Source organism: Actinophytocola sp. (genome assembly GCF_035942955.1).
Classification (GTDB): domain Bacteria; phylum Actinomycetota; class Actinomycetes; order Mycobacteriales; family Pseudonocardiaceae; genus DASYTH01.
The window spans coordinates 1-21,113 of sequence record NZ_DASZCQ010000099.1; the positions used below are offsets into that span (position 1 = coordinate 1).

20 protein-coding genes and 1 pseudogene are annotated in these 21,113 nt (G+C 70.9%); 11 read left to right on the forward strand and 10 right to left on the reverse strand.

The window, feature by feature from the left end:
* The 6 genes from VGX25_RS10025 to VGX25_RS10050 form a co-directional block, all read right to left on the reverse strand.
* On the reverse strand, positions 1–2,142 hold a 2,142-nt coding region (locus tag VGX25_RS10025), incomplete at its 3' end, for a heavy metal translocating P-type ATPase (protein WP_326917367.1).
* On the reverse strand, positions 2,139–3,104 hold the full coding sequence (locus VGX25_RS10030; RefSeq protein ID WP_326917368.1) for a hypothetical protein: 966 nt from the start codon (positions 3,102–3,104) through the stop codon (positions 2,139–2,141). The genes VGX25_RS10025 and VGX25_RS10030, both read right to left, overlap by 4 nt.
* A 16-nt stretch (positions 3,105–3,120) precedes the next feature.
* Positions 3,121–3,327, reverse strand: a complete 207-nt coding sequence (locus tag VGX25_RS10035; RefSeq protein WP_326917369.1) for a copper ion binding protein — start codon at positions 3,325–3,327, stop codon at positions 3,121–3,123.
* 25 nt (positions 3,328–3,352) lie between these two features.
* A complete protein-coding gene (locus VGX25_RS10040; RefSeq protein WP_326917370.1) occupies positions 3,353–3,634 on the reverse strand; it encodes a metal-sensitive transcriptional regulator in 282 nt (93 codons plus the stop codon).
* 135 nt (positions 3,635–3,769) lie between these two features.
* Entirely contained in the window at positions 3,770–4,546 is a 777-nt protein-coding gene (locus tag VGX25_RS10045; protein WP_326917371.1) for a hypothetical protein, read from the reverse strand.
* A gap of 5 nt (positions 4,547–4,551) precedes the next feature.
* Positions 4,552–4,725, reverse strand: coding sequence for a hypothetical protein (locus tag VGX25_RS10050; RefSeq protein ID WP_326917372.1), 174 nt, complete (start codon positions 4,723–4,725; stop codon positions 4,552–4,554).
* Between the two features lie 87 nt (positions 4,726–4,812).
* Between VGX25_RS10050 and VGX25_RS10055 the strand changes: the two genes are divergently transcribed.
* Both VGX25_RS10055 and VGX25_RS10060 read left to right on the forward strand, forming a co-directional pair.
* Positions 4,813–5,469 carry a response regulator transcription factor gene (locus VGX25_RS10055; protein WP_326917373.1) on the forward strand — a complete coding sequence of 219 codons (657 nt, stop codon included), beginning with the start codon at positions 4,813–4,815 and terminating at the stop codon, positions 5,467–5,469.
* 260 nt (positions 5,470–5,729) lie between these two features.
* Positions 5,730–6,635, forward strand: a pseudogene (locus VGX25_RS10060) (sensor histidine kinase); the annotation flags it as partial.
* 45 nt (positions 6,636–6,680) lie between these two features.
* On the opposite strand, the gene VGX25_RS10065 reads toward VGX25_RS10060, so the two are convergent.
* Both VGX25_RS10065 and VGX25_RS10070 read right to left on the reverse strand, forming a co-directional pair.
* Positions 6,681–7,637 carry a M56 family metallopeptidase gene (locus VGX25_RS10065; protein WP_326917374.1) on the reverse strand — a complete coding sequence of 319 codons (957 nt, stop codon included), beginning with the start codon at positions 7,635–7,637 and terminating at the stop codon, positions 6,681–6,683.
* Positions 7,634–7,993, reverse strand: a complete 360-nt coding sequence (locus tag VGX25_RS10070; RefSeq protein WP_326917375.1) for a BlaI/MecI/CopY family transcriptional regulator — start codon at positions 7,991–7,993, stop codon at positions 7,634–7,636. Before VGX25_RS10070 ends, VGX25_RS10065 begins: the two co-directional genes overlap by 4 nt.
* 284 nt (positions 7,994–8,277) lie before the next feature.
* Here VGX25_RS10070 and VGX25_RS10075 point away from each other — a divergent pair, with 284 nt between their 5' ends.
* Both VGX25_RS10075 and VGX25_RS10080 read left to right on the forward strand, forming a co-directional pair.
* Positions 8,278–9,573, forward strand: a complete 1,296-nt coding sequence (locus VGX25_RS10075; RefSeq protein WP_326917376.1) for a hypothetical protein — start codon at positions 8,278–8,280, stop codon at positions 9,571–9,573.
* Between the two features lie 149 nt (positions 9,574–9,722).
* On the forward strand, positions 9,723–10,961 hold the full coding sequence (locus tag VGX25_RS10080; protein WP_326917377.1) for a serine/threonine protein kinase: 1,239 nt from the start codon (positions 9,723–9,725) through the stop codon (positions 10,959–10,961).
* A gap of 29 nt (positions 10,962–10,990) precedes the next feature.
* On the opposite strand, the gene VGX25_RS10085 is transcribed toward VGX25_RS10080, so the two are convergent.
* Positions 10,991–12,217 (reverse strand): helix-turn-helix domain-containing protein, encoded by a 1,227-nt coding sequence (locus VGX25_RS10085; protein ID WP_326917378.1) that lies wholly within the window; start codon positions 12,215–12,217, stop codon positions 10,991–10,993.
* Between the two features lie 518 nt (positions 12,218–12,735).
* On the opposite strand from VGX25_RS10085, the gene VGX25_RS10090 reads away from it, so the two are divergent.
* Genes VGX25_RS10090 through VGX25_RS10100 form a run of 3 tightly spaced genes read left to right on the forward strand, consistent with a single transcriptional unit; the run spans position 12,736 to position 14,900 of the window.
* A complete protein-coding gene (locus VGX25_RS10090; protein ID WP_326917379.1) occupies positions 12,736–13,197 on the forward strand; it encodes a helix-turn-helix domain-containing protein in 462 nt (153 codons plus the stop codon).
* Between the two features lie 3 nt (positions 13,198–13,200).
* Positions 13,201–13,752: a hypothetical protein gene (locus tag VGX25_RS10095; protein WP_326917380.1), complete on the forward strand. Its 552-nt coding sequence runs from the start codon at positions 13,201–13,203 to the stop codon at positions 13,750–13,752.
* Complete coding sequence (locus tag VGX25_RS10100; protein WP_326917381.1) at positions 13,749–14,900, forward strand: MAB_1171c family putative transporter; 1,152 nt, start codon at positions 13,749–13,751, stop codon at positions 14,898–14,900. The genes VGX25_RS10095 and VGX25_RS10100 overlap by 4 nt, the downstream gene beginning before the upstream one ends.
* 324 nt (positions 14,901–15,224) lie before the next feature.
* On the opposite strand, the gene VGX25_RS10105 is transcribed toward VGX25_RS10100, so the two are convergent.
* Positions 15,225–17,717: a helix-turn-helix domain-containing protein gene (locus VGX25_RS10105; RefSeq protein WP_326917382.1), complete on the reverse strand. Its 2,493-nt coding sequence runs from the start codon at positions 17,715–17,717 to the stop codon at positions 15,225–15,227.
* Positions 17,718–17,906: 189 nt separating this feature from the next.
* Between VGX25_RS10105 and VGX25_RS10110 the strand changes: the two genes are divergently transcribed.
* The 4 genes from VGX25_RS10110 to VGX25_RS35650 all read left to right on the forward strand — a co-directional run bounded on the left by VGX25_RS10110 (position 17,907) and on the right by VGX25_RS35650 (position 21,074).
* Positions 17,907–18,992 (forward strand): alpha/beta hydrolase, encoded by a 1,086-nt coding sequence (locus VGX25_RS10110; protein WP_326917383.1) that lies wholly within the window; start codon positions 17,907–17,909, stop codon positions 18,990–18,992.
* Positions 18,993–19,497: 505 nt separating this feature from the next.
* Positions 19,498–20,187 carry a hypothetical protein gene (locus tag VGX25_RS10115; RefSeq protein WP_326917384.1) on the forward strand — a complete coding sequence of 230 codons (690 nt, stop codon included), beginning with the start codon at positions 19,498–19,500 and terminating at the stop codon, positions 20,185–20,187.
* Between the two features lie 246 nt (positions 20,188–20,433).
* The gene (locus VGX25_RS35645; protein ID WP_414635751.1) at positions 20,434–20,778 is read left to right on the forward strand and encodes a MerR family DNA-binding transcriptional regulator; all 345 of its coding nucleotides are present in this window, start codon (positions 20,434–20,436) and stop codon (positions 20,776–20,778) included.
* 17 nt (positions 20,779–20,795) lie between these two features.
* On the forward strand, positions 20,796–21,074 hold the full coding sequence (locus VGX25_RS35650; RefSeq protein WP_414635752.1) for a hypothetical protein: 279 nt from the start codon (positions 20,796–20,798) through the stop codon (positions 21,072–21,074).
* Positions 21,075–21,113: the final 39 nt, after the last annotated feature.

A 21,113-nucleotide genomic window follows, 5' to 3' on the forward strand; every position in this document is an offset into this window, starting at 1 on the left:
GCCGGCGAGCATGGGGTTGAGCAGGCCGAGCGCGGCCAGCGGCAGGGCGGCGACGTTGTAGGCGAAGGCCCAGAACAGGTTGCCCTTGATGGTGCCGAGGGTGCGGCGGGACAGCCGGATGGCGTCGGCGGCGGCGCGCAGGTCGCCGCGGACCAGGGTCAGGTCGCCGGCCTCGATGGCGACGTCGGTGCCGGTGCCCATGGCCAGGCCGAGGTCGGCCTGGGCGAGGGCGGCGGCGTCGTTGACCCCGTCGCCGACCATGGCCACGACCCGGCCCTGGTCCTGAAGGCGCTTGACCACGTCGACCTTGTCGGCGGGCAGCACCTCGGCGATCACCTCGTCGATGCCGACCTCGGCCGCCACGGACCGGGCGGCCGCCTCGTTGTCACCGGTGAGCAGCACCGGCCGCAGACCAAGCGCACGCAGCTCGCGCACGGCCTGGGCCGATGTGGGCTTGACGGTGTCGGCCACGGCCAGCACGGCCCTGGCCGCGCCGTCCCAGGCGACGAGCACGGCGGTGTGGCCGGATTGCTCGGCGTCCCGCTGGGCACGCTCGAGATCCTCGTCGAGGTGGATGCTCCACTGCTCGAGCAACGCGGCCCGGCCGACCAGGACGGCGTGGCCGTCGACGATGCCTTGCACGCCAAGGCCTTCGACGTTGCCGAAGTCCTCGACCGGGGGGAGGTCGCCGGTGCGCTCGGCGGCCGCGGTGGCGATCGCCCTGGCGATGGGATGCTCGGAGGCGTGCTCGAGGGCGCCGGCCAGCCGCAGCGCCTCGGCCTCGTCGCCCCCGCCGGCCACCGTGACGTCCACAAGGGACATCCGGCCCTCGGTGACCGTGCCGGTCTTGTCCAGCACCACGGTGTCGATGCGGCGGGTGGACTCCAGCACCTCGGGTCCCTTGATCAGGATGCCGAGCTGCGCGCCGCGGCCGGTGCCGACCAGCAGCGCGGTCGGGGTGGCCAGGCCGAGGGCGCACGGGCAGGCGATGATCAGCACGGCCACCGCGGCGGTGAACGCCGCGCTCGCCCCGCCGCCCGCGCCGAGCCAGAAGGCCAGGGTGCCGACCGACAGCGCGATGACGATCGGGACGAACACCGCGGAGACCCGGTCGGCCAGCCGCTGCACCGCGGCCTTGCCGTTCTGGGCATCCTCAACGAGGCGTGCCATCTGGGCGAGCTGGGTGTCGGCGCCGATCCGGGTGGCCCGCACGACCAGCCGGCCACCGACGTTGACCGTCGCGCCCACCACGGCGTCGTCCCGGCGCACCTCCACCGGCACCGACTCGCCGGTGAGCATGCTGGCGTCGACCGCGGAGCCGCCCTCGACGACCACGCCGTCGGTGGCGATCTTCTCGCCCGGCCGCACCACGAACAGGTCGCCGACGGCCAGCCGCTCGGTCGGGATCCGGGTCTCGATCCCGTCGCGCAGCACGGCGACGTCCTTGGCGCCCAGCTCGAGCAGGGCGCGAAGGGCGGCCCCGGCGCGGCGCTTGGCCCGCGCCTCGAAGTAGCGGCCGGCCAGGATGAACGTGGTGACCCCGGTGGCCACCTCGAGGTAGATGCTGCCGCCCCCGGTCATCCGTTGGATGGTCAGCTCGAACCCGTGCCGCATGCCGGGCTCGCCGGCCGTGCCCCAGAACAGCGCATAGACCGACCACCCGAACGCGGCGCCGACCCCGAGCGAGATCAGCGTGTCCATGGTGGCCGCGGCGTGCCGCAGGTTGGTCCAGGCGGCCCGGTGGAACGGCAAGGCGCCCCACACCACGACCGGCCCGGCCAGCGCCAGCGACAGCCACTGCCAGTAGGTGAACTGCAGGGCCGGGATCATCGCCAGCGCGATCACCGGCGCGGTCAGCACCGCCGAGCCGATCAGCCGCTGCCGCAGCGAGCGGGTAGGGTCGTCGGCCTCCGGCGCGGCCTCGGCGGCGGGCGGCGCGGGCAGCTCGGCGCTGTAGCCGGTGGCCTCCACGACCTTGACCAGATCCTCGGCCGAGACCGTGTCCGGGAAGCTGACCCTGGCCTTCTCGGTGGCGAAGTTGACCGTCGCGGTCACGCCCTCGACCTTGTTCAGCTTCCGCTCGATCCGGGCCGCGCAGGACGCACACGTCATCCCGCCGATGGACAGCTCGACCGTGCTCATCGGGTGCCTCCGTGGCCATGGTCATCGCCGGACGGCTCGGCCGGAGCCTGGGCCGGGGCCGGCATCGGCGGTGCGGTGCCCGCCGCGTCCAGGGTGAACTCGGCCGTGCGCACCGTTCCCCCGTGCTGGAAGTCCAGGAACAGACGGTACTGCCCCGCGGTGGGGACCTCGACGGCGAACCGCACCTGCGGCCCGGCCGGGGTGGTGCCGTCGCCCGGCGTACCGAGCGGGTGCACGTGCAGGTAGCCCAGATCGGCCGCGCGCAACGAGACCAGGTGCCCGTAGGCGCCGAGGTACGGCTCGAGGTCGCCGACCGGGGTCCCGTTGCGGGTCACGGTCGCGGTCACCGTGGCCTCCCGGCCCGGCACCAGGTCGCCGTCCAACCGGACCTCATAACCGTCCACAGTGCCCGTCCGAGTTGGACGGTCATACCGCGCCGGCTCGTACGCGCCTGGTGCGTGCACGTCGGCGCCAAGGGTGGTCTTCTCCCCGCCTTCCGGCTTGAAGTCGGTGAACACCCGGTAGCTGCCGGCCTGCGGCAGGGTCAGGTCGATGCTCCAGGTGCCGTCCTGGGCCATCTCCGGGTGCACGTGCCGGTAGTTCGAGCCGTCGCGCCGGACCACCACCAGGTGCAGCCGCTTGTCGTGCTCCACGTCGAACCGGGTCACCGCCGCGCCGTCCGGCCCGAGGATGCGGAACCGGAACGGCTGCGGGGTGGCGGTGGCCAACCGGTCCTGGCCGAGCTCGAGCCGGTAGCCGTTGGCGGCCGCCGCCAGGCCGGGCAATCCGGTGTCACCGTGCGCCTCGTCGGCCACCGCCTCGGCGCCCGTCATCGAGTGGTCGGCGGCGGCCGGGGCCGGGCTCTCGTCGAGCGGGCCCACCGCGGAGCCGACCGCCAAGGCGCCGCCCGCGACGGCGGCAAGGGCCAGCGCGAACGCCGACAGCTTGGTGGCGGTCCTCATCGTGATCTCCCTCGGGTCAGCCGGCCAGCTCGTAGCCGGCCTCGGCGACCGCCGCGCGGATCTCGTCGTCGGTCACCGGGCGGTCGCTGGTGACGGTGACGCGGCCGGTGGCCAGGTCGACGTCGACGTTGCGCACGCCGTCGATCCCGCCGACCTCCTCGGTCACCGAGCTGACGCAGTGGCCGCAGGTCATGCCCTGCACGGTGTAGGTGGACTGAGGCATCGCTCGTTCCCTTCTCGCGTTCGGCTCAGGAGCGGACCAGGCGGGCGATCGCGTCGCTGGCCTCGGTGATCTTTTCGTTGGCGGTGGCGCCGCCCTCGCTGATCGCCTCGGTGACGCAGTGCCGCAGGTGCTCGTCGAGCAGCGAGATGGACACCGCCTGCAGGGCTCGGGTGGCCGCGGAGATCTGCGTGAGGATATCGATGCAGTACTCGTCGTTCTCGACCATCCGGCTCAGCCCGCGGATCTGTCCCTCGATCCGCCGCAGCCGCCGCAGGTGGGCGTCCTTGGTCTCGGTGTAGCCCCGCATTGCTCGTGCTCCTGTCGATCCGGCTCGCCGCGCGGCCGGCCCGGTCGGCCGGGGGAGCGGCGAGCGCCCACCTCATTTATACCTATAGGGGGTATAGGTGTGCAAGTGCTCGAGCGAGACGTGGGTCACTCCCGGTCAGGATCGGGTGCGGGCGTGGCTCCGCCGCCACAGCCCGATGCCCACCGCCTGTCCGATGAGGACCGCCAGGACGATGCCGATGAGCAGAACCGTGAAGGGTGAGGTCATCCGCAGCAGCGCCCCGTAGAAGAAGGCGTGCAGGGCGACGAGCGCGAACAGGGCGTAGTTCAGGCGCTGGAGGTTCTTCCACCGCGTGGCTTTCAGCTCCCGCAGGGAGCGGTCGTTGGACAGGGCGAGCAACCCCACGGCGATCACCAGCGCGGCCAGCCCGGTCCAGTTCCCGAGACCGAAACTGTCGGTCCGCGGCGTGCCGTCGGAGAAGAAGAAATAGTTGACGAAGTTGAACAGGTCGCCGGCGTTGCCGTGCGCCTTGAGCCCGACGATCACGTGGGCGAGACTGGCGATCACCGCCCACGTCCCGACGTCCCTGGCCAGCGAGGTGGACACGGGATTGCGGCGGTGCAGCAGCAGGTTGGCCGTCCCGACCAGAAGCGTCAGCCCCAGGAACACGGTCGCCACGTAGCCGGAGGCGAGGGTGAACGCCGCTTCCCCGGTGCGACCGTGGCCGCCGCCACCGGTGTACGACGCCGCCGTCGGGAACGGCGTCGGCGCGCCCATGTCGAGCAGCGCGAAACCTCCCCTTGTGAACGGCGGCAGGCCCATGAACACGACCAGCAGCACGGCGCTGGCCGCGGCCAGCGGCAGGTGGTGGAGCAGCAGGCGACGGCGCCAGTCGCGGCCGGCGCCGAGCGGGCGGCCTAATCGGTTCGGCATCCGCGTCACCGGGGCCCGTGCCGGTCGGGATCGTGGCGCTGAACCGGTGCGTGCTTGTCCGGGCCCGCGCCGCCACCGACGCCCGCGGCGCCCAGCAGCATCGCGCTGACCACCACCCCGACCAGAACGAGCGCGATGACGCCCGGCACCCTCACCCAGATGGGAATTGCGGTTTTCATGGCCCCACCTCACCAAGCGGGCCATGAGAGCGGCGCTAGGGAACTCCTCACACGCCCCTAACGTCGTGCGCGGGCACGATGGTGGGCGTGCGGGTACTGGTGGTGGAGGACGAACGCCTGCTGGCCGACGCGATCGGCGCCGGGCTGCGCAACCACGCCATGGCCGTCGACGTGGCCTACGACGGCGACGCCGCGCTGGAACGCCTTGCGGTCAACGACTACGACGTCGTCGTGCTCGACCGTGATCTGCCCGTGGTGTCGGGCGACCAGGTGTGCACCACGCTGGTGGAGTCCGGATCGGACACCCGGATCCTGATGCTCACCGCCGCGGCGGCCGTCCCGGCCCGGGTCGCCGGGCTGGGCCTCGGCGCCGACGACTACCTCACAAAGCCGTTCGACTTCGCCGACCTCATCGCCCGCATCCACGCCCTGAACCGGCGGGCTCGGCCGGCCACCCCACCGGTGCTCGAGCGCGCCGGCATCCGCCTCGACCCGCACCGCCGCGCCGTGACCCGTGACGGCGCACCGGTGTCGTTGTCCCGCAAGGAGTTCGCCGTCCTGCACGAGCTCATGCGCGCCGCCGGCGGCGTGGTCTCGGCCGAGCAACTCCTGGAAAAGGCATGGGACGAGCACACCGACCCGTTCACCGGCGTGGTCCGGTTCACCATCATGATGGTGCGGCGCAAGCTCGGCGATCCGCCGGTCGTCGACACCGTTCCCGGCGCCGGGTACCGCATCCGGTGACCCGCCCGTGGCGGTGGACCATTCGGGTCCGGCTGACCCTGCTGTACGCGGCCGCGCTCTTCCTCGCCGGCGCGGTGCTCATCACGGTGATGTACGTCTACTTCGACCGGTCACTCGGAAGGCACGCGGCCGACCGGGCCGCCGCCACCGAGCAGCTCACCGCGGAGTTCCTCGGCGACGCGCACGACCCGCGCACCGACCAGCTGCACAAGGCGCTGCGGGCCCAGTTCCAAGTGGACCGCGACGACACGCTGCGCGCGATGCTCCTGTGGTCGCTGGCCTCGCTCGGAGTCGTCGGCCTTGTCGCCGGCGGGCTCGGCTGGCTGCTCGCCGGGCGGGCGCTGCGCCCCCTGCAAAGAATCACCGCGACCGCGCGCCGGGTCGCCGACCGCAACCTGAACGAGCGGATCGCGCTGGACGGGCCCGACGACGAGATCAAGGACCTCGCCGACACCTTCGACGCCATGCTCGAACGGCTGGACCGCTCCTTCGACGGCCAACGCCGGTTCGTCGCCAACGCCTCGCACGAGTTGCGGACCCCGCTGACGATCAGCCGCACCCTGATCCAGGTCGCGCTCGACACCCCGAACGCCCCGGCGGCCACCCGCGAGCTCGGCGCGACCCTGCTGGAGGTCAACCGGCGCCACGAGCACCTCATCGACGCTCTGCTCGTGCTCGCCGGCAGCGAGGCCCGCCTTACCGAGCGGGATCCGGTCGACCTCGCGGACATCGCCCGGCGCGTCGCCACCCTGTCCGCCGGCCCGGCGCGTGAGGCCGGGATCGAGATCCGCGCCGCCACCTCGGCCGCCCCCGTGCTCGGTGACCCGGTGCTGCTGGAACGCCTCGCGCAGAACCTGCTCGACAACGCGATCCGCTACAACCTCGCCGCCGGCGGCTGGGTGTCGATCACCACCGGCGCCGCCGGCGAGCACGCCTCCCTCACCGTGGCCAACAGCGGCCCCGCCGTGCCCGCCGACGAGGTCGACGGTTTGTTCGAACCGTTTCGCAGGCTGGCGTCCACCGACCGGCTCACCGAATCCGGCCCGGCCCCGCCCGGCCGCGGCGCGGGCCTCGGCCTGTCCATCGTCCGCTCCGTCGCCAAGGCCCATCACGGTCGGGTCCACGCCCACCCCCGACCCGGCGGCGGCCTCACCGTCGAGGTCCGGATCCCCGCCGCGACGCCACCGGCCGGCGGGAAGCCCGAACGAGCGTCACGCCCTGGCGAGGGGGCAGGCCAGCACGGCGATGGCGATCATCAACCCGGCCGCGGTGAGAAACGGGACGGTGCCGGCGATGATCCCGGCCGCACCGGCGCACGCCGCGCGCCGCGCCCGGCCGGGAACGGCCCCGGGGCGCCGTAACCGGGCCAGCCGGACGTCGATCGCGTCCGGCGCCATGGCCAGCGCCCCGCCGGGCACGCCGTGCCGGGAAACGTCCCGCAGAGCCGTGCGCACGGCGGCGACCCCGCAGACCCGCACCGCCGCGACGTCGGCGGCCACCTCGACCAGCTCCCGAATCGCCGCGGGGGCCTGCCGGAACAGCGGCACGAAGGGCAGCACCGTCGACGTGGCGTCCACCATCGCGATCAGGAGATGGTGCCGGCCGCGCAGGTGCGCCCGCTCGTGCTCGAGCACGGCGGCCACGCTGTCGGCCGCCATGTGCCGCGTCAGTCCTTCGGTTGCCACCACGGTGCCCGGCCGGCCGGCGACGCAGAACGCCAGGGGACGGTCGTAGGCCATCCACAGCGTGGTGGGCCTTCCCTCGTCCACCCTGGCGGCCAACCGGAGCACGGCCAGGTGCTCCCGCCCGGCCCGGGTGCGGCGCCGGTACACGCGGATCCCGACCACCGCCGAGCGGGCGGCCGCGGTCACCAGGATCGCGACTCCCAGCATGCCGCCGAACTCCTCGACCCGGGGCGGCGAGCCGTGCTGCACGGCGTCCCAGCAGTGGTGCACCACCGCAAGCAGCGAGCCGATCTCACCGTGGCCCGGCAGCAGCAACAGGATGACGCCGGCCACCGCGGCCAGCGCGACGCCGGTCATCGCCAGCAGCCAGCACACGATCAGCACCAACGGATCGCGGCGGCACAGATCCACCCGGCGCAGGCGGCGCGGAAGCCACCAGCCCACTGCGGCGGCGCCGGACAGCAGCGCCAGCGCCGCGGTCATCGGCGGCGGGACTTGCGGCGCAGGCCGCTGCGCAGCAGCTCGGTCTCGCGCTCCGAGGCGGTGCGGGCGAAGTGCAGCAGCGCCGCCTCGGGATCCCCGGACGACTCGAGCACCGCACGCACCGTGCGGGCGGCGGCCTCCTCCCGGCCGACCGCGGGTTGGTACAGGTAGGCCTTGCCGTCCAGCTCCCGCTGCACCCAGCCCTTGCGGTGCAGGTTGTCCAGCACGGTCATCACCGTCGTGTAGGCCAACTTCCGCCCGGTGAGCCCGTCGAGGACGTCGCGGACCTTCGCCGGCTCCTGAGTCCGCCAGAGCACGTCCATGATCGCGGATTCGAGCTCGCCGAGTCCGAACACGACACCTCCCTGCGGCCACGGCAACACCGACGTCGCAGCGAGCATAGTCGCCCGCGCGGCGCCGGCGGGGTGTCGCTCGCCGGCGCCGCTCGGGTTCGGCCACGGTCATCAGGGGCGCCGAGCGGCTCCCCCATCTCGTCGATCTCCGCCCGCTGGGCGTCGACGATCCGTCGTGCGAGCGCCTTGGCGTCGGGGTTCGCGGCCGCCCCGATGCCTCCGTTCGCCGGTAGTCCACACCCCGTGCCGGGCCGTAGGTTGGTCGGACTGGGAAGGGAGGCGCGGTGATGAACAGGCTTGTGCTGCGGATGGGTGTGGTGGCGCTGAGCGCGGTGCTGGCGCTGCCGGTGGGGGTGGCATCGGCGCACGACGGCGATGAGCATGTCCATCCGGCGCCGGCCAGCCCGAAGCAGGTGGGCTTCGAACTGCTGGGGACGGCCAATCCGGGGACCGGGTCGACCGGCGACGTCTACGCCTTCGACGGGTTCGCCTACCTGGGCAGCTGGATCGGCCAGGGCTGCCTGTCCAAGGGAATCCGGGTCTACGACCTGTCCGATCCGCGGCACCCGACGCAGGTGTCCACCTTCGCCGACGCCGCGTCCAACCCGGCGCTGGCCGGCACCTGGACCGAGAAGGTGATCGTGCAGCGGGTGCACACCCGGTCGTTCCGCGGCGTGCTGGCCGCGGTGTCGTTCCAGTCCTGCTCGAGCACCGACCAGCAGGCATTCCGCGGGTTCGGGGTGTACGACGTGACCGATCCGCGGCACCCGCGCGAGCTGTCCCGCTACTCGGCGCCCGGCACCCGCGGCTCGCACGAGATCTGGCTTGGCGCGCACGGCGGGCGGGCGTTCGTCTACACGGCGATCATCCGCTCCGAGCTGACCACGTCGCCGACCTTCGACCCGGTCACCAGGGACGCCACCGTGCCGGGCCGGGCGGACTTCCGCATCGTCGACGTGACCGATCCGCGCCGGCCGCGCGACACCGGCGAGTGGGGCGCATGGCGGGAGCTCGGCATCAAGCCCAACGCCGACGGTCGGGCCAACTTCGTGCACTCCGTGCGGGTCGACGACAACCTGCGGCGCGCCTATCTGTCCTATTGGGACCTCGGCACCGTGCTGCTGGACATCTCCGACCCGGCCCGGCCCCGGTTCCTCGGCCGGACCACGCCGACCCAGGGCGCCACCCACTCCAGCTTCGTCACCCGCGGCGGCACCCTGCTGGTCGAGACGCACGAGACCGAGGCCGGGCTGCCGGTCTACTACGACATCTCCCGGCCGTCGCAACCCCGGCAGCTATCCACGTTCAGCGTCGAGGGCTTCGGCAACGACACCGTGCACGACCCGAAGGTGCGCGGCGCCACCACGTTCTTCTCGTGGTACTCCCTCGGCGTCGTCGCCGCCCGGTCCGCGGTGCCCACCCGGCCCACGCTGCTCGCCCAGTTCGTCCCCGACACCGACTACATCAACCCCGACTTCTTCTGCGAGGAACCCTGCGCCCAGGTATGGGGCGTGGCACTTGAAGGAGGTCTGGTCCTCGCCTCCGACATGAACAGCGGTCTCTACGTTCTCCGCCTGCGCTGACCGACGCCGTCACGCAACCGGTGGGTCGTTTGTGACCCGTCACAACGGGCCGGGCGCGGCTTTCGAGCCAGCTCCCAGTGTTGCCCGGACGGGTGGGCGACCATCCTTGGAGCGCAAGCGTTACTCATCGGTAATGTGGAGACACGGCCATGTTTGGAACGAGAATCCGGCTGACGGCGTTCGCCACGGCGGTGCTGCTCGCCGCCACCGGGAGTGCCACCGCGAGCGGCGCGCCGGCGGCCACGGCCCTCGCCACCCAGCCGGCGATCTTCGTCGGCAACAACTGGGACGGTACCGCCGATGTCCTCCGGCCCGGCGGCGGCTACGAACGGATCGCCCGGATCAACGTCATTCCCGACATCGACGAGCGGCTGCGGGAGATCTTCCTCGATCCGGTGCGGTTGGCGGCCTTCCTGTTCGTCCGCAACCAGATCGGTGAGGGCAACGACCAGTTCGTCGACGACATGTTCAGCACGCCCGACGGCGCGTTGCTGATCGTGTCGCGGCCCAGCCTTGCGGACGTGGTCGCGATCGACCCGCTGACCGGTGCGATCCGGTGGCGGTTCCCGGTGGCCGGGCAGCGCGCCGACCACATGGCCATCTCGCCCGACGGCACCAGGGTCGCGGTCTCGGCGTCGACGGCGAACGTGGTGCACATCCTCGACGCCCGCAGCGGGCGGGAGGTGGGCCGGTTTCCCTCCGGCGATTCGCCGCACGAGTCCAACTACGCGCGCGACGGGCGGTTGATCTACCACGCCAGCATCGGGTTCGTCTACACGGCGCTAGACTCGCCGGCCCTGGACTTCACCAAGGGCCAGCGGTTCTTCCAGGTCGTCGACGCGGCGACCAACACGGTCGTCAAGCGGATCAACATGGCGCAGAAGCTCGCCGAGGCGGGCCACCGGAACATGAGCTCCGCCGTCCGGCCGATGGCGCACACCGCCGACGAGCGCCTGTTCTACCTGCAGGTCTCGTTCCTCCACGGGTTCGTGGAGTACGACATGGCCGGCGACCGGGTCACCCGGGTGGCGAATCTGCCCAACCTCGTGCCCGGCCTGTCCCGCGAGCAGTACCTGCTCGACTCCGCCCACCACGGCATCGCCATGGACGGCAGCGACGCCAAGCTGTGCGTCGCCGGCACGATGTCGGGCTACGCGGCGATCGTGGACCGCGTCACCTTCGCGCACACGCTGATCAACCGCGGGCCGGACGCCAAGCCGTACTGGTCGACCCGCAGCGCCGACGGCCGGTTCTGCTACGTGTCGTGGAGCGGCCTCGACCAGGTCTCGGTGATCTCCTTCGACACCGCGCAGGAGGTCGCCCGGATCGACGTCGGCGACCACCCGCAGCGCATCCGCACCGGCGTGGTCCCGGCCGCGCTCGGCTGAGGTCCACAGTAGACGGCCGGTGGCCCGGGCTACCGGCCGTCGTGCACCTGCCGGGCGGCGAGCGCGGCGACCAACACGGGCAGGTGTGACGGCACCGCCGGGTCCAGGCCGGTCAGCGCCGCGATCCGGCGCAGCCGGTAGTCCAGCGTGTTCGGGTGGACGTGCAGCATCCGGGCCGTGCGCTGGCGGTTGAGCTCGTTGTCCAGGTGCAGCCGCAGCGTCGTCAGGAGATCCTCGTTACACGCCAACGGTTCCAGCAACGCCGCCAGCCCGGCCGTCGCCGGTGTGGCGCGGGTGAGCTGGTAGTCGAGCAGCACGTCGGCGAGCCGGTAGAGTCCGGCCGGCCGCCCGGTGACCCGCACGACGTCGAGCACCTCCCTGGTCCGCGCCGTCGCCGCGGCGACCCCGCCGGGCACGGCGTACCCGGCGGCCACGGTCAGCTCCACCCCGGCCGCCTCCGCCGCGCGCCGAACCACATCGCCGAGCTCGCCCCAGCACCCGTCGAGGTCCCGCTCGCTCGGGATCAGCACGACGCCGCCGCGTGAGTCCACAAGCGACAGCACGCCGTCCCCGCCGAACCGCCCAAGCTCCGCCTGCATCCGCCGCACCTTGCGCCGGCCGGCGATGGCCGCGCCGACCCCGCCCTCCTTCTCGTCCGGATGCGCACCCACCCGCAACGCCAGCACCAGATACCCCGCCGGCAGCCGAATCCCAGAGCGCCCGGCCGCCTCCTCGGCCGGCTCGCCGGCCAGCAACGCCGACAGCAGCGTCTGCCGCGCGCTCTGCTCCTGGCTGTGCATGGACCGCAGCTCCGCGACGTAGGCCTCGGTCACCGCCACCGTCATGGCCCGCAGGAACCCCGCCCACAGCTCGATCGCCGCCCGCACGTCGTCGACGTCCCCCGGCGCGGCCTCCGCACTTGCCCACCGCCACGCCTCCAGCCCGCCCACGTAGTACGCCGACAGCACGCTCTCCAGCGGCACCCGCTCCTCCGCCCGCCGCGCAACGGATTCGGCCAACCACTCCAACTCCGCGACATCCGGCACCCGCCGGTCCCGCACCACCTCGCCCAGCGTGCGCACGATCCGCTGCGTCGTCGCCACCAGCTCCCCGGCCACCTCCTCCCCGGGCATCTCCCGGTAGAACGCCACCTGCTCGACCACCGCCGCCAGGACCACCCCGCTCAGCTCCGCCACCCGCCCCAGCAGCCGCTCGTGCACCGCCACCCCGCCGAACCTCAACTGCCGAGATCCCATCCCACGTCCTCCACGCCGATCGGATGGTGCTGGATTCGGTTGTACACACCCCGATGGCCGCTGAGAACGACTTTCCACGCCCAGCTGCCCCCGCGCCGGCCGCCGGCTACCCGGACCGCTGGCACGCCTCGGCCACCGTCACCCGCGCCGGGCATCCGTACTTCATCCGGCCCCCGCGACGGCGCCACACCGTTCTCCCGGGCACCCGTCGAGGTGACCGACCGCGCCCCGCAAAGCAAAAACGCCTGGTATCGAGACTTCCGCACGATGAACTTCGACATCCGCGCCCACGCTGAGGAAACGGCGCACGGGTGCTCGGCGATGCGGAGTCTGCTATGGATCCGCATTCCGACAATTTCTTGAGTCCCTCCAGATTTGGAGTGGGTAGCTGTGCGCCGCCCGGTTGTCCGGGAACTGTCCAAAGTCTAAACTTGCTGAACCGCGTTCGACCTGCGAAAAGGGTCGCCACTCAGATGGCTTCACCCAAGTGGAACCGCACGCCCGCCAGGAGGGCTGTCATGGCTGAAAAGCCGGCCAGTGTCCGCAGTCTGGCCGACAAGCTGAACTACCTGTTCGCACATTACACACCGCGCGGCGGCCAGGAGTACAGCAACGAGCACGTCGCCGCCGCGATCAGCCGGCGGGGCGAGGTCACGATCTCCCAGAGCTATGTCTGGCAGCTTCGAAAGTCCAAAAAGGACAACCCAACGTTCAAGCACCTGCAGGGCCTCGCCGATTTCTTCGGCGTCCCGGTCAGCTATTTCTTCGCCGACGAGGTCACCGACCGGGTCGAGCGGCAGCTCGAACGGCTGAAGGAGGAGCAGGCGCGCCTCGACGAGCTCGCCGGCCGCAGCGACGTCCAATTGATGGCGATGCGAGCCGGTGAACTGTCGCCACACCGAAGAAGGCTGGTGATGGAGTTGCTCGATGTCGTCTACCGGCAGGAGCAGGCCGAACGGCGCGACGCGGGCGAGGAGTGAGCATTGCGGGAACGGGAGCTGCGCCGGCGTTGCCGCCGGCTGCTCAACGAGCTGGACGTCCGCCCGCCGCTGGACGTCGTCGAACTCTGCCGTCGGGTCAGCGACCGCCGGGGTAGGCCGATCCGGTTGGTGCCGCATCCGATCCCGGTGCCGGGCCCGTTCGGGGTCTGGATCACCACCGGAACCGCCGACTACATCCTCTACCAGCGGGAGACCAGCAAGGCCCACCAGGGCCACATCGTGCTGCACGAGCTGGGGCACATCCTCGCCGGCCACCGCAGCGACGTCGCGAACGACCGGCTGACCTGCGTGCTGTATCCCGATGACGAGGCGGATGGGCTGCGGGAGCGGTACCCCGATCTTGAGCCCGACGCGGTTCGCCGCGCGTTGGCCCGCACCTCGTACGACACGGAGCACGAGCGGGAGGCCGAGACCGTCGCCACGATCATCCTCGAGTGGGCCTCGGTGCTCGACCGCGTCGTGCCGCCCACGTCGCCGGGTGCCGTCGCACGACGCATGGAGACCGCGCTCGGCGACCGGATGGGCTGGCTGTGATCGCGCTGCTTGCGCTGCAGGCGATCGCGACCTGCGTCGTGCTCGCCGTGCTGCTGTACCTGTTGGTGCGCGCGCCGGGCAACGTGCCGCTGCGCGCGGTCACGGTCACGATCGCGTCGTTCGTGCTGACCGTCGTGTTCGGACCGGCCGCCACCACCGGCGCCATCTTTCTCGGCCTCGAGCCGATCCTGTCCCGGCTGATCCAGCACCTTGGCATGCTGGTCTGCGGGTACAGCCTGATCGCGTTCTTCCTGTTCTCCGCACTTGACCGGCCGGCGGCGCGCCGGCGGGCGATGTGGCAGGCGATACCGGTCGGCGCCGCGGCGGTGATCCTGACCGCGGACACCGTGCTCATGCCGGCCGGGATCCGCGACGCCGCGGCCACCCTGGCCTTCGCCCGGCCGGGGGCCACGCCGCTCGACGAGCTCACCATCGCGCTGCAGTACGTGACGCCGAACCTGTACCTCGCCTACGCCTTCGTCTGTGCCCTGCTGTGGATCCGCCGGTACGCGCGGGGAGCCGAGCCGCGCCTGCGGCACGGGTTGGCGCTGACCGCGGTGGGCATGGTCGCGCTCGTGCTCGGCCTGACGGTGTTCATCCTTGCGACCCTCGCCAGCTGGGCCGGCGTCGCCCTGCCACCCTGGTTGTTCGGCATGGGATTGCTGCTGGTCCTGCCCGGCAGCGTCGCCTTCATGCTCGGCTTCGCCTACCCCGCGGCCGTCACCCGGCTCGCGGCCCTGCGCGTCTGGTGGCACCACCGCACGATGTACCACCGCCTTGCTCCACTGTGGACATTGCTGCACCGGCAGTTCCCCGAGGACGCGTTGGGGCGGGTGCCGGCCGCCCGGTGGCGCGACGCGCTCAGCCTGCGTGGCGTGCACCGCCGCTACTACCGCCGGGTGATCGAATGCCGGGACGGGCTGGTGCGCCTCAGCCCGTACCTCGCCGGCAACGGCCACCCCGGCGACCTACCCCTGGCCGACCGGCTCCACGCAGGCCTGCGGGCGCACGCATCCGGCACCCCCGTACCCGCCCGCGCGGTCCCCATAGCCATCCCGGCGGCCGACGGCCTGGACGCCGACGTCCACGAACTGATCACCCTCTCCGACGCCCTCCGCTCCAGCGCCTCCGCCGCCCGCCACCCATAGCAACGCCCGGCCACGGCGAACAGGCCTTGCCCTGGAGTGCGCTCCAGCCTTGAGCGTGCGGGCCGGGTAGGAACGCGGAGGGAATCATGGTCAGGCGTACGTGGGGTCGCAGTGGGATCGTCGTCAGCGGGTTGGGTTTCGGGTGCGCAAATGAGGGCTATTTGTCGATACTTCCCACGCCGGCAACTCACCGAGCTCCGGAGTGAATCCTCGGTTTCATCGGCACGTCGGCATCAAGAGTTTAACTCCGCCGCGCAATGAGCTTGGATTCTATGACGGCGTCGATGGTAACGCTGTTGTGCGACCAACACGCGAGGTTCAAGATCAGGTTTGGTCTGGGGTTGCGGGGATCGGGTTCGGGCCGGCCGGGCGATCGGGTGGTGATGATGCCGGAATGGCCGAAGGTGTTCGGGGAGTGGTGGGTGGGTTGTGGTTTCGGTAGGTATGGCTGAGGTGGTCTTGGAGGCGGGCGTGGCGGAATTGGTAGACGGCGCCGGCTTGGCGGAGTATCCCGCGGTGGTAGGCGTCGTCGAGGAAGGCGGTTATTGTCCAGGGCAGCCGTCCGGTAAAGGGTAGCCAAATGCGAGACAGGATCACCCATTGTCCCCAGGCGGTGAAGACGAAGGCGTAGAAGCAAGCAAGGCTGAGCCCCGCGACGGTTCCGAGGAGGAGCGCGTCGGGCAGGTCCCAGATGACGGGCAGGCCCAGGACGCCGTGGAGCAGGTCGATCACGAGCCGGCCACCGAATGCGATCACGAGCGTGCCGATGGGGACGAGGAGAAGTATCTGGCGGAGCACCGTGGTGCGGTTGGCGGTCAGCAGGCTGGTCGGGTTGGCGGCGAACCGGATGTTCATTGGTGCTTCCATTGCGGTCACCAAAACGAATCCCAGTCCGGTGGCGAGTCCGAAGACGAGTCCGTACGCGAGCATGTTGTTGAGGGTTGTCTCGATCATCACCGCGCGCTCGGGCGGGAATCCGTAGAGCAGTCCGCGGATCACCGTGCCCGCGGGTCCAAATCCTAGGCCGAACACGAGGCCGCCGAGGAGCCCGGCTGCGAACCTCGTCGTGTAGGTGCGCCTGAGCGGTGTTCTGGTTCTGCCGCCCAGCCCCCGTATCTGCACGCGGAACGGTTCGAACGTCACCCTGCTGTAGCGGATCGTGAGGCCGTACACGAGCCCCGCGGCAAGGCCGGCGACCGGCCCGATCACCAGTCCTTCCACCAGCCCGGCTCGAAGTCCCTGCGACACCCCGTAGCGGATGATGTATTGGGGCAGGTACACGAGCCAGTCGCAGAAGACGGTGGCCAGCGTGGACACCACCACGGCGATCAGGATGCGCGATGAGTCGCGCAGAGTGCTTCCCAACTGCCACCAGGCCAGGTCACGCGTGTCGAGCCGGTCGAGGTGTTGGGCGAGGTAGCCCAGCCAGTGCTGGACGCGTTCCGGATCCCAGGTCCGGAATGGGCCGTGGCGGCCGGGGCCGGGTTGCTGTGGCGGCTGGGTGCGGTAGACGGTGGGCACGAACCTGCCCAGCAAGTGGTCTTCGAGGGCTTTCCGCGTCGGAAACCGGGTGGTGTCCAGCAGGTCGGTCGGGTTCTGGCCGGGCGTGTCGCTGTATACGGTGCGGGCAAGGCCGACCATCAGCGGGGTGTTCAGCGCCGCGGCGAGGTTGGCGCCGGCGCGGCTGCCCGGGTTGCGCAGCTCGTTCAGGACGGGATCCCACACGGTGCCGGTTGCGCCGGGTTCGTCGCCCCGGGCGATCCTCCTCGCCGTGCGGGGAAGGTAGTTGATCAGATCGGTGGGGGTAAGCGGGGTCAGCTCGATACCAGCGGCCCAGGTCAGCACGTCGGTCTCCTGGACCGCCTGGTCGTACTCGTCGGGACGGCTGGTCACCACCAGCGGCAGCGAGGTGCGGTTGAGCGCCTCCAGTGCGGTACGCCGCAGGCCGTCGGCGATCTCGTCGAACCCATCGAGAACCGGCAAGATTCGGCCGGTCTCGACCAGCGCGGCGGCCAGCGTCGACCGACCAGGGGCGGAGGCGAGTAGACCGGGGTAGTCGCGCAGCAGCTGACCTGTCAGCCAGTCTCGGAACTCGGTGCTCGCCGGATTCCACGAGCCCAGGTGGAAGATCACCGGTACCGGGTCGGTGCTCGTGCGGGTCCGGAGGTAGTCCAGGACGAACCGCAATGTCAGGACCGTCTTCCCGGACCCGCCGCTGCCCAGCACGACCAGCCGCCCGGACGGGATCAGCCGGAATCTGTTGGCGATCTCGTCCAGTTCGCCGGTCAGGTTCAACGGGCTTGCTGTGGCCCCGGGCGGCATGCGGTGAATGTTGTCCCAGTGATCGGTCAGGCGCGTGGGGGCCGTACGCCACCGTATGGGCAGCGGGAACGGATCGTGGATACGGCGTTGCTCCTCCTCCCATTGCCAGCGGCGAGCAACCGCCTGCGCGAGTTGGTCGGCAGCTTCGGCCAGCGCGTCCGCGGACGCGGACGGTGCGCCGTGCGCTGCCGGGCCGGGGACCGGGTCGACAACACTCGCCGGATCGCCTACCGCCGCAGCCGAACCGCTGTGGTCAATGCCGTCCGGGGAGGGGATCTCACCGAATTCGGCGAGCAGTTTCCGCCGTTCGTCCGGTGCGAGATCCAGGGCATCGGCCAACCGTGTCACCGTGCCGATCCGCGGGTCGGTGGGCTCGCCGGTCTCCAGCCGTCGGATTGTGCGCACCGCAATCCCAGACCGCTCCGCCAACTGTTCCTGAGTCATCCCCGCCCGACGCCGCAGCTGACGCAGCAGCGCACCGAACTGCCTCGTCACGTCGGCGCCTCCCACCCTGCCGGGTCGTCCGAGCTGACTTTACCGCGATGACCGGCCAAATTCGGCCGACTAGCGGCCTGGCCGGCTGACCAGCCGGAACACCACCATTGTCGACACCGCCCTGGAAGCCGAGAACGGGCGGGACTCGCCGCACGAAGCAAGGTCAATCCCCGAGAAATGGTAATTCCCATGACAATTCGTCCCCAGAAACCTATCCGGCGTGGACTCGCCCTGGTGGCCGGCCTGGCCATCACATCCGCACCGGCCACCGCGGACGCGACCGCCCAGACAGCACCACCGCTGTTCGACAGCGGCTTCGGCCTGACCGTCGTCAGCCAGCCGGCGTGGGTCGACGCCACCCGCCGCACCTTCACCTTCGCCGTGGCTTCCGACCAGGTCCCCACCCCCACCCTGCTGCCCGGCCAAACCGCCGGCCAGCACGTCATCATGGTCACCTTGCCCACCGACTACGACAGCACCGGCGCTACGCGATACCCGGTGCTGTATGCGTTGCACGGCAACGCCGATTACCCTAACACCCTGCGGAACCAGCGGATCACCGAGCAGTCGACGCAGACGGCGCCACTCATTACGGTGCACCCCAACGGCAGCGGGCGCGGCTGGTACTCCAACTGGGTCAGCCCCGGTGCGCTCGGCCCGCAGAACTGGGAGACCTTCCACCTCGACCAGGTGATCCCCCTCATCGACGCCAACCTACGGACCATCCCCACCAGGAACGGCCGAGCCATCGTCGGCCACTCCATGGGCGGCTTCGGTGCGTTCCACTACGCCGAGCACCGGCCGGACCTGTTCAGCTACGTCGGCAGCCTCTCCGGTGGTCTGGACCTTCTCAACCAGGAACAGCGCCTCGCCGTGGTCGAGACCGAACTGGACCCGTCCTCCGGCACCCCGACCGCGGGGATCGACTCGATCTTCGGCCCGCCGTTCTGGCCATTCGACGGCGTATGGAATGCGCAGAGCCCAGCCCAGCACGTCGAGCCACTGCGCGGCATGGGGGTCGCCATGTACGTCGGCAACGGTGGCGACCTCACCGTCGACCCGATCCAAGCCATCGTGGAGAACCGGGCCAGGGAAACCAACCTCGTCACCGCGGCCAACCTCACCGCCGCCGGCATCCCCTACGACTTCATCGACTACGGCGACGGCGGCACCTGGGCACCGGGCTGCACCGGCAAGCACAGCCAGGAACCGTGCCTGCAAGCCGACATGAACCACTTCATCCCACTGATCATGCGGCGCCTCCAACATCCCTGACGTTTCACGGGCACCAACCCGCGCCGGGCCCGGCATCACCCGACGGGCCCGGCGCCCACAATTCCCAATTCCGTCGAGAAAGGACCGGCATGGCCGGAAACTACCGGTACCACTGCGGCGAATGCAGTTACCGGACACCATGGCTTAGCGAGACGCAAGGCGCCGAACGGCAAATCGACCACTACGCGAACAATCACCCAGGAATTCCACCCGGTGGCCAGGTCGAGGTCCGACCCAACACGAACAACGCCGCCGGCTGCCTGGCACTCATGGGAATCCTGCTCGTACTTCTGCTGCTCGTAGCCACGTGCCAAGGCCGACAAAAAAGCGCTCCGACGCCGCCAACGACAAGCCCCGTGCGAATCACGCTGGCGACTGTCGGAGCGGAGATCAGAACGAATACGAACCCGTCTGCACATACATTCCGATTCGCGTCGCCGGGCCGTTCGACGGGCGCCGTTCGCCCGCCGGTGGATCCGGGTCTGACCTGAATGGAGCACACGAGATGGCCCCGATCCCTCGCATCGTCGCCCGTCGACTCCGGCTGGCTGCCCTGTCCGCCCTCGGCCAGGGCATCGCCCGGAACTCATGGGCCGACCCGGCCGGTATCGCCGGCACCGCACGACGGGCATTGTGTGTGGCAGTGGACATCAAGAACTGGAGCGGCCGGCCGGTCCCGGAACAGATCCAGGCCCAGCACGCACTCGTCACCGCGGTCCGCACCGCCTGCGCCGCCGCCGGCTTGCCCGGCAGGTTCGCGCAGGTAAACGGCGACGGCGTGCTCGTGATCGCGCCCAGCGGCATCGACGAGACCCGGGCGATCCCCGCTCTCATCCAGGGCCTGCGGGTCGCGCTGCACCACCAGAACCGGATACTGTCCGAAGGCGCGCGTGCCCGACTGCGGGTGGCGCTCACCGAAGGCATAATCGCCTCGGGCCCCGCGGGCGTCGGCGGAAGAGCCGTCATCGAATGCTTCCGGCTCTTGAACAGCCCGCCCGTACGACAAGCTCTGGACGAGTCCCACGCCGGCGACCTGGCCGTCATCGTCTCCGACCACCTCTACCGCGACGTCATCGAGCATGGCTTCCACGGCCTGCCGGCCTACGAGTTTCAGCCCACCGATTGCTCGATCCCCGACAAGGAATTCCACACACGGGCCTGGGTATACGCCCCGGGCTCGGCCATGGCGGTCTAGCGCACCGGCCCGAGCTTTCCGGGCCGCGCACCTGCCGTTCGGCCACCTCTCGGGGGCTCTGCCGGGTGCCGGTGGCGATCCCGTCGAGAATCGTCCGGCTACACAAATCCGGTGTGGACATCCCGAGTGGACTGAGTGGTGTGGTGACGTTGCCACCTTCCTGGCTCGGGATCCGGCTGGATCCCGCTGTTTCGCGACGGCCGCCCGACCGCCCACGGGCTGCGCCGCCTCGCCGCGATCCGAGACGTGCTCACCAGCGACGGCCGCACCCTGGCCCAGGGCGCGCTGGGCTGGCTGTGGGCCGTCGGCGACAACACCGTGCCGATCCCGGGATTCAAGGGGATGCGCCAGGCCGAGAGAATGCCGGAGCGCTGGCGTTCGGTCCACTCGCACCGGACCAGCTGGCACAGATCGACGCCCTGCTCGACGACGAAGAGACGGACTGACACGATGACCGTGGCCCCGGCGGCGGGATACACGATCCGGGAGGCGGCCGGCAGGATCGGCCTGACCCAGGACACCGTCCGGTACTACGAGCGCATCGGGCTGGTGCCGCCGGTCGCGCGGGACCGCAGCGGCTACCGCCGGTAGACCGATGACGACCTGGAATGGCTGGTCTTCGTGACCCGGCTGCGCGCAACGGGATGCCGATCGCCGACATCGCCACGTTCGTCGGGTTGGCCATGCGGGGTGTCGAGACGGTGCCGCAACGGCTGGGGCTGCTGGAGGCGCACCGGCAGGCGGTGGAGGCGCAGTGGCGCGAAGTGCGCGGCCACCTGCGCCTGATCAAGGCGAAGATCGGCTACTACCGGAAGCTGGTGGCCGCCGCCTCCGCCGAGCCCGACACCGGCGCGCCCCCGGCGCCCCACGTCAAAGGCCGCTGCTGACCGCCATCCCCGCCGGCTGGACGCGGCGACCCGGTTGGC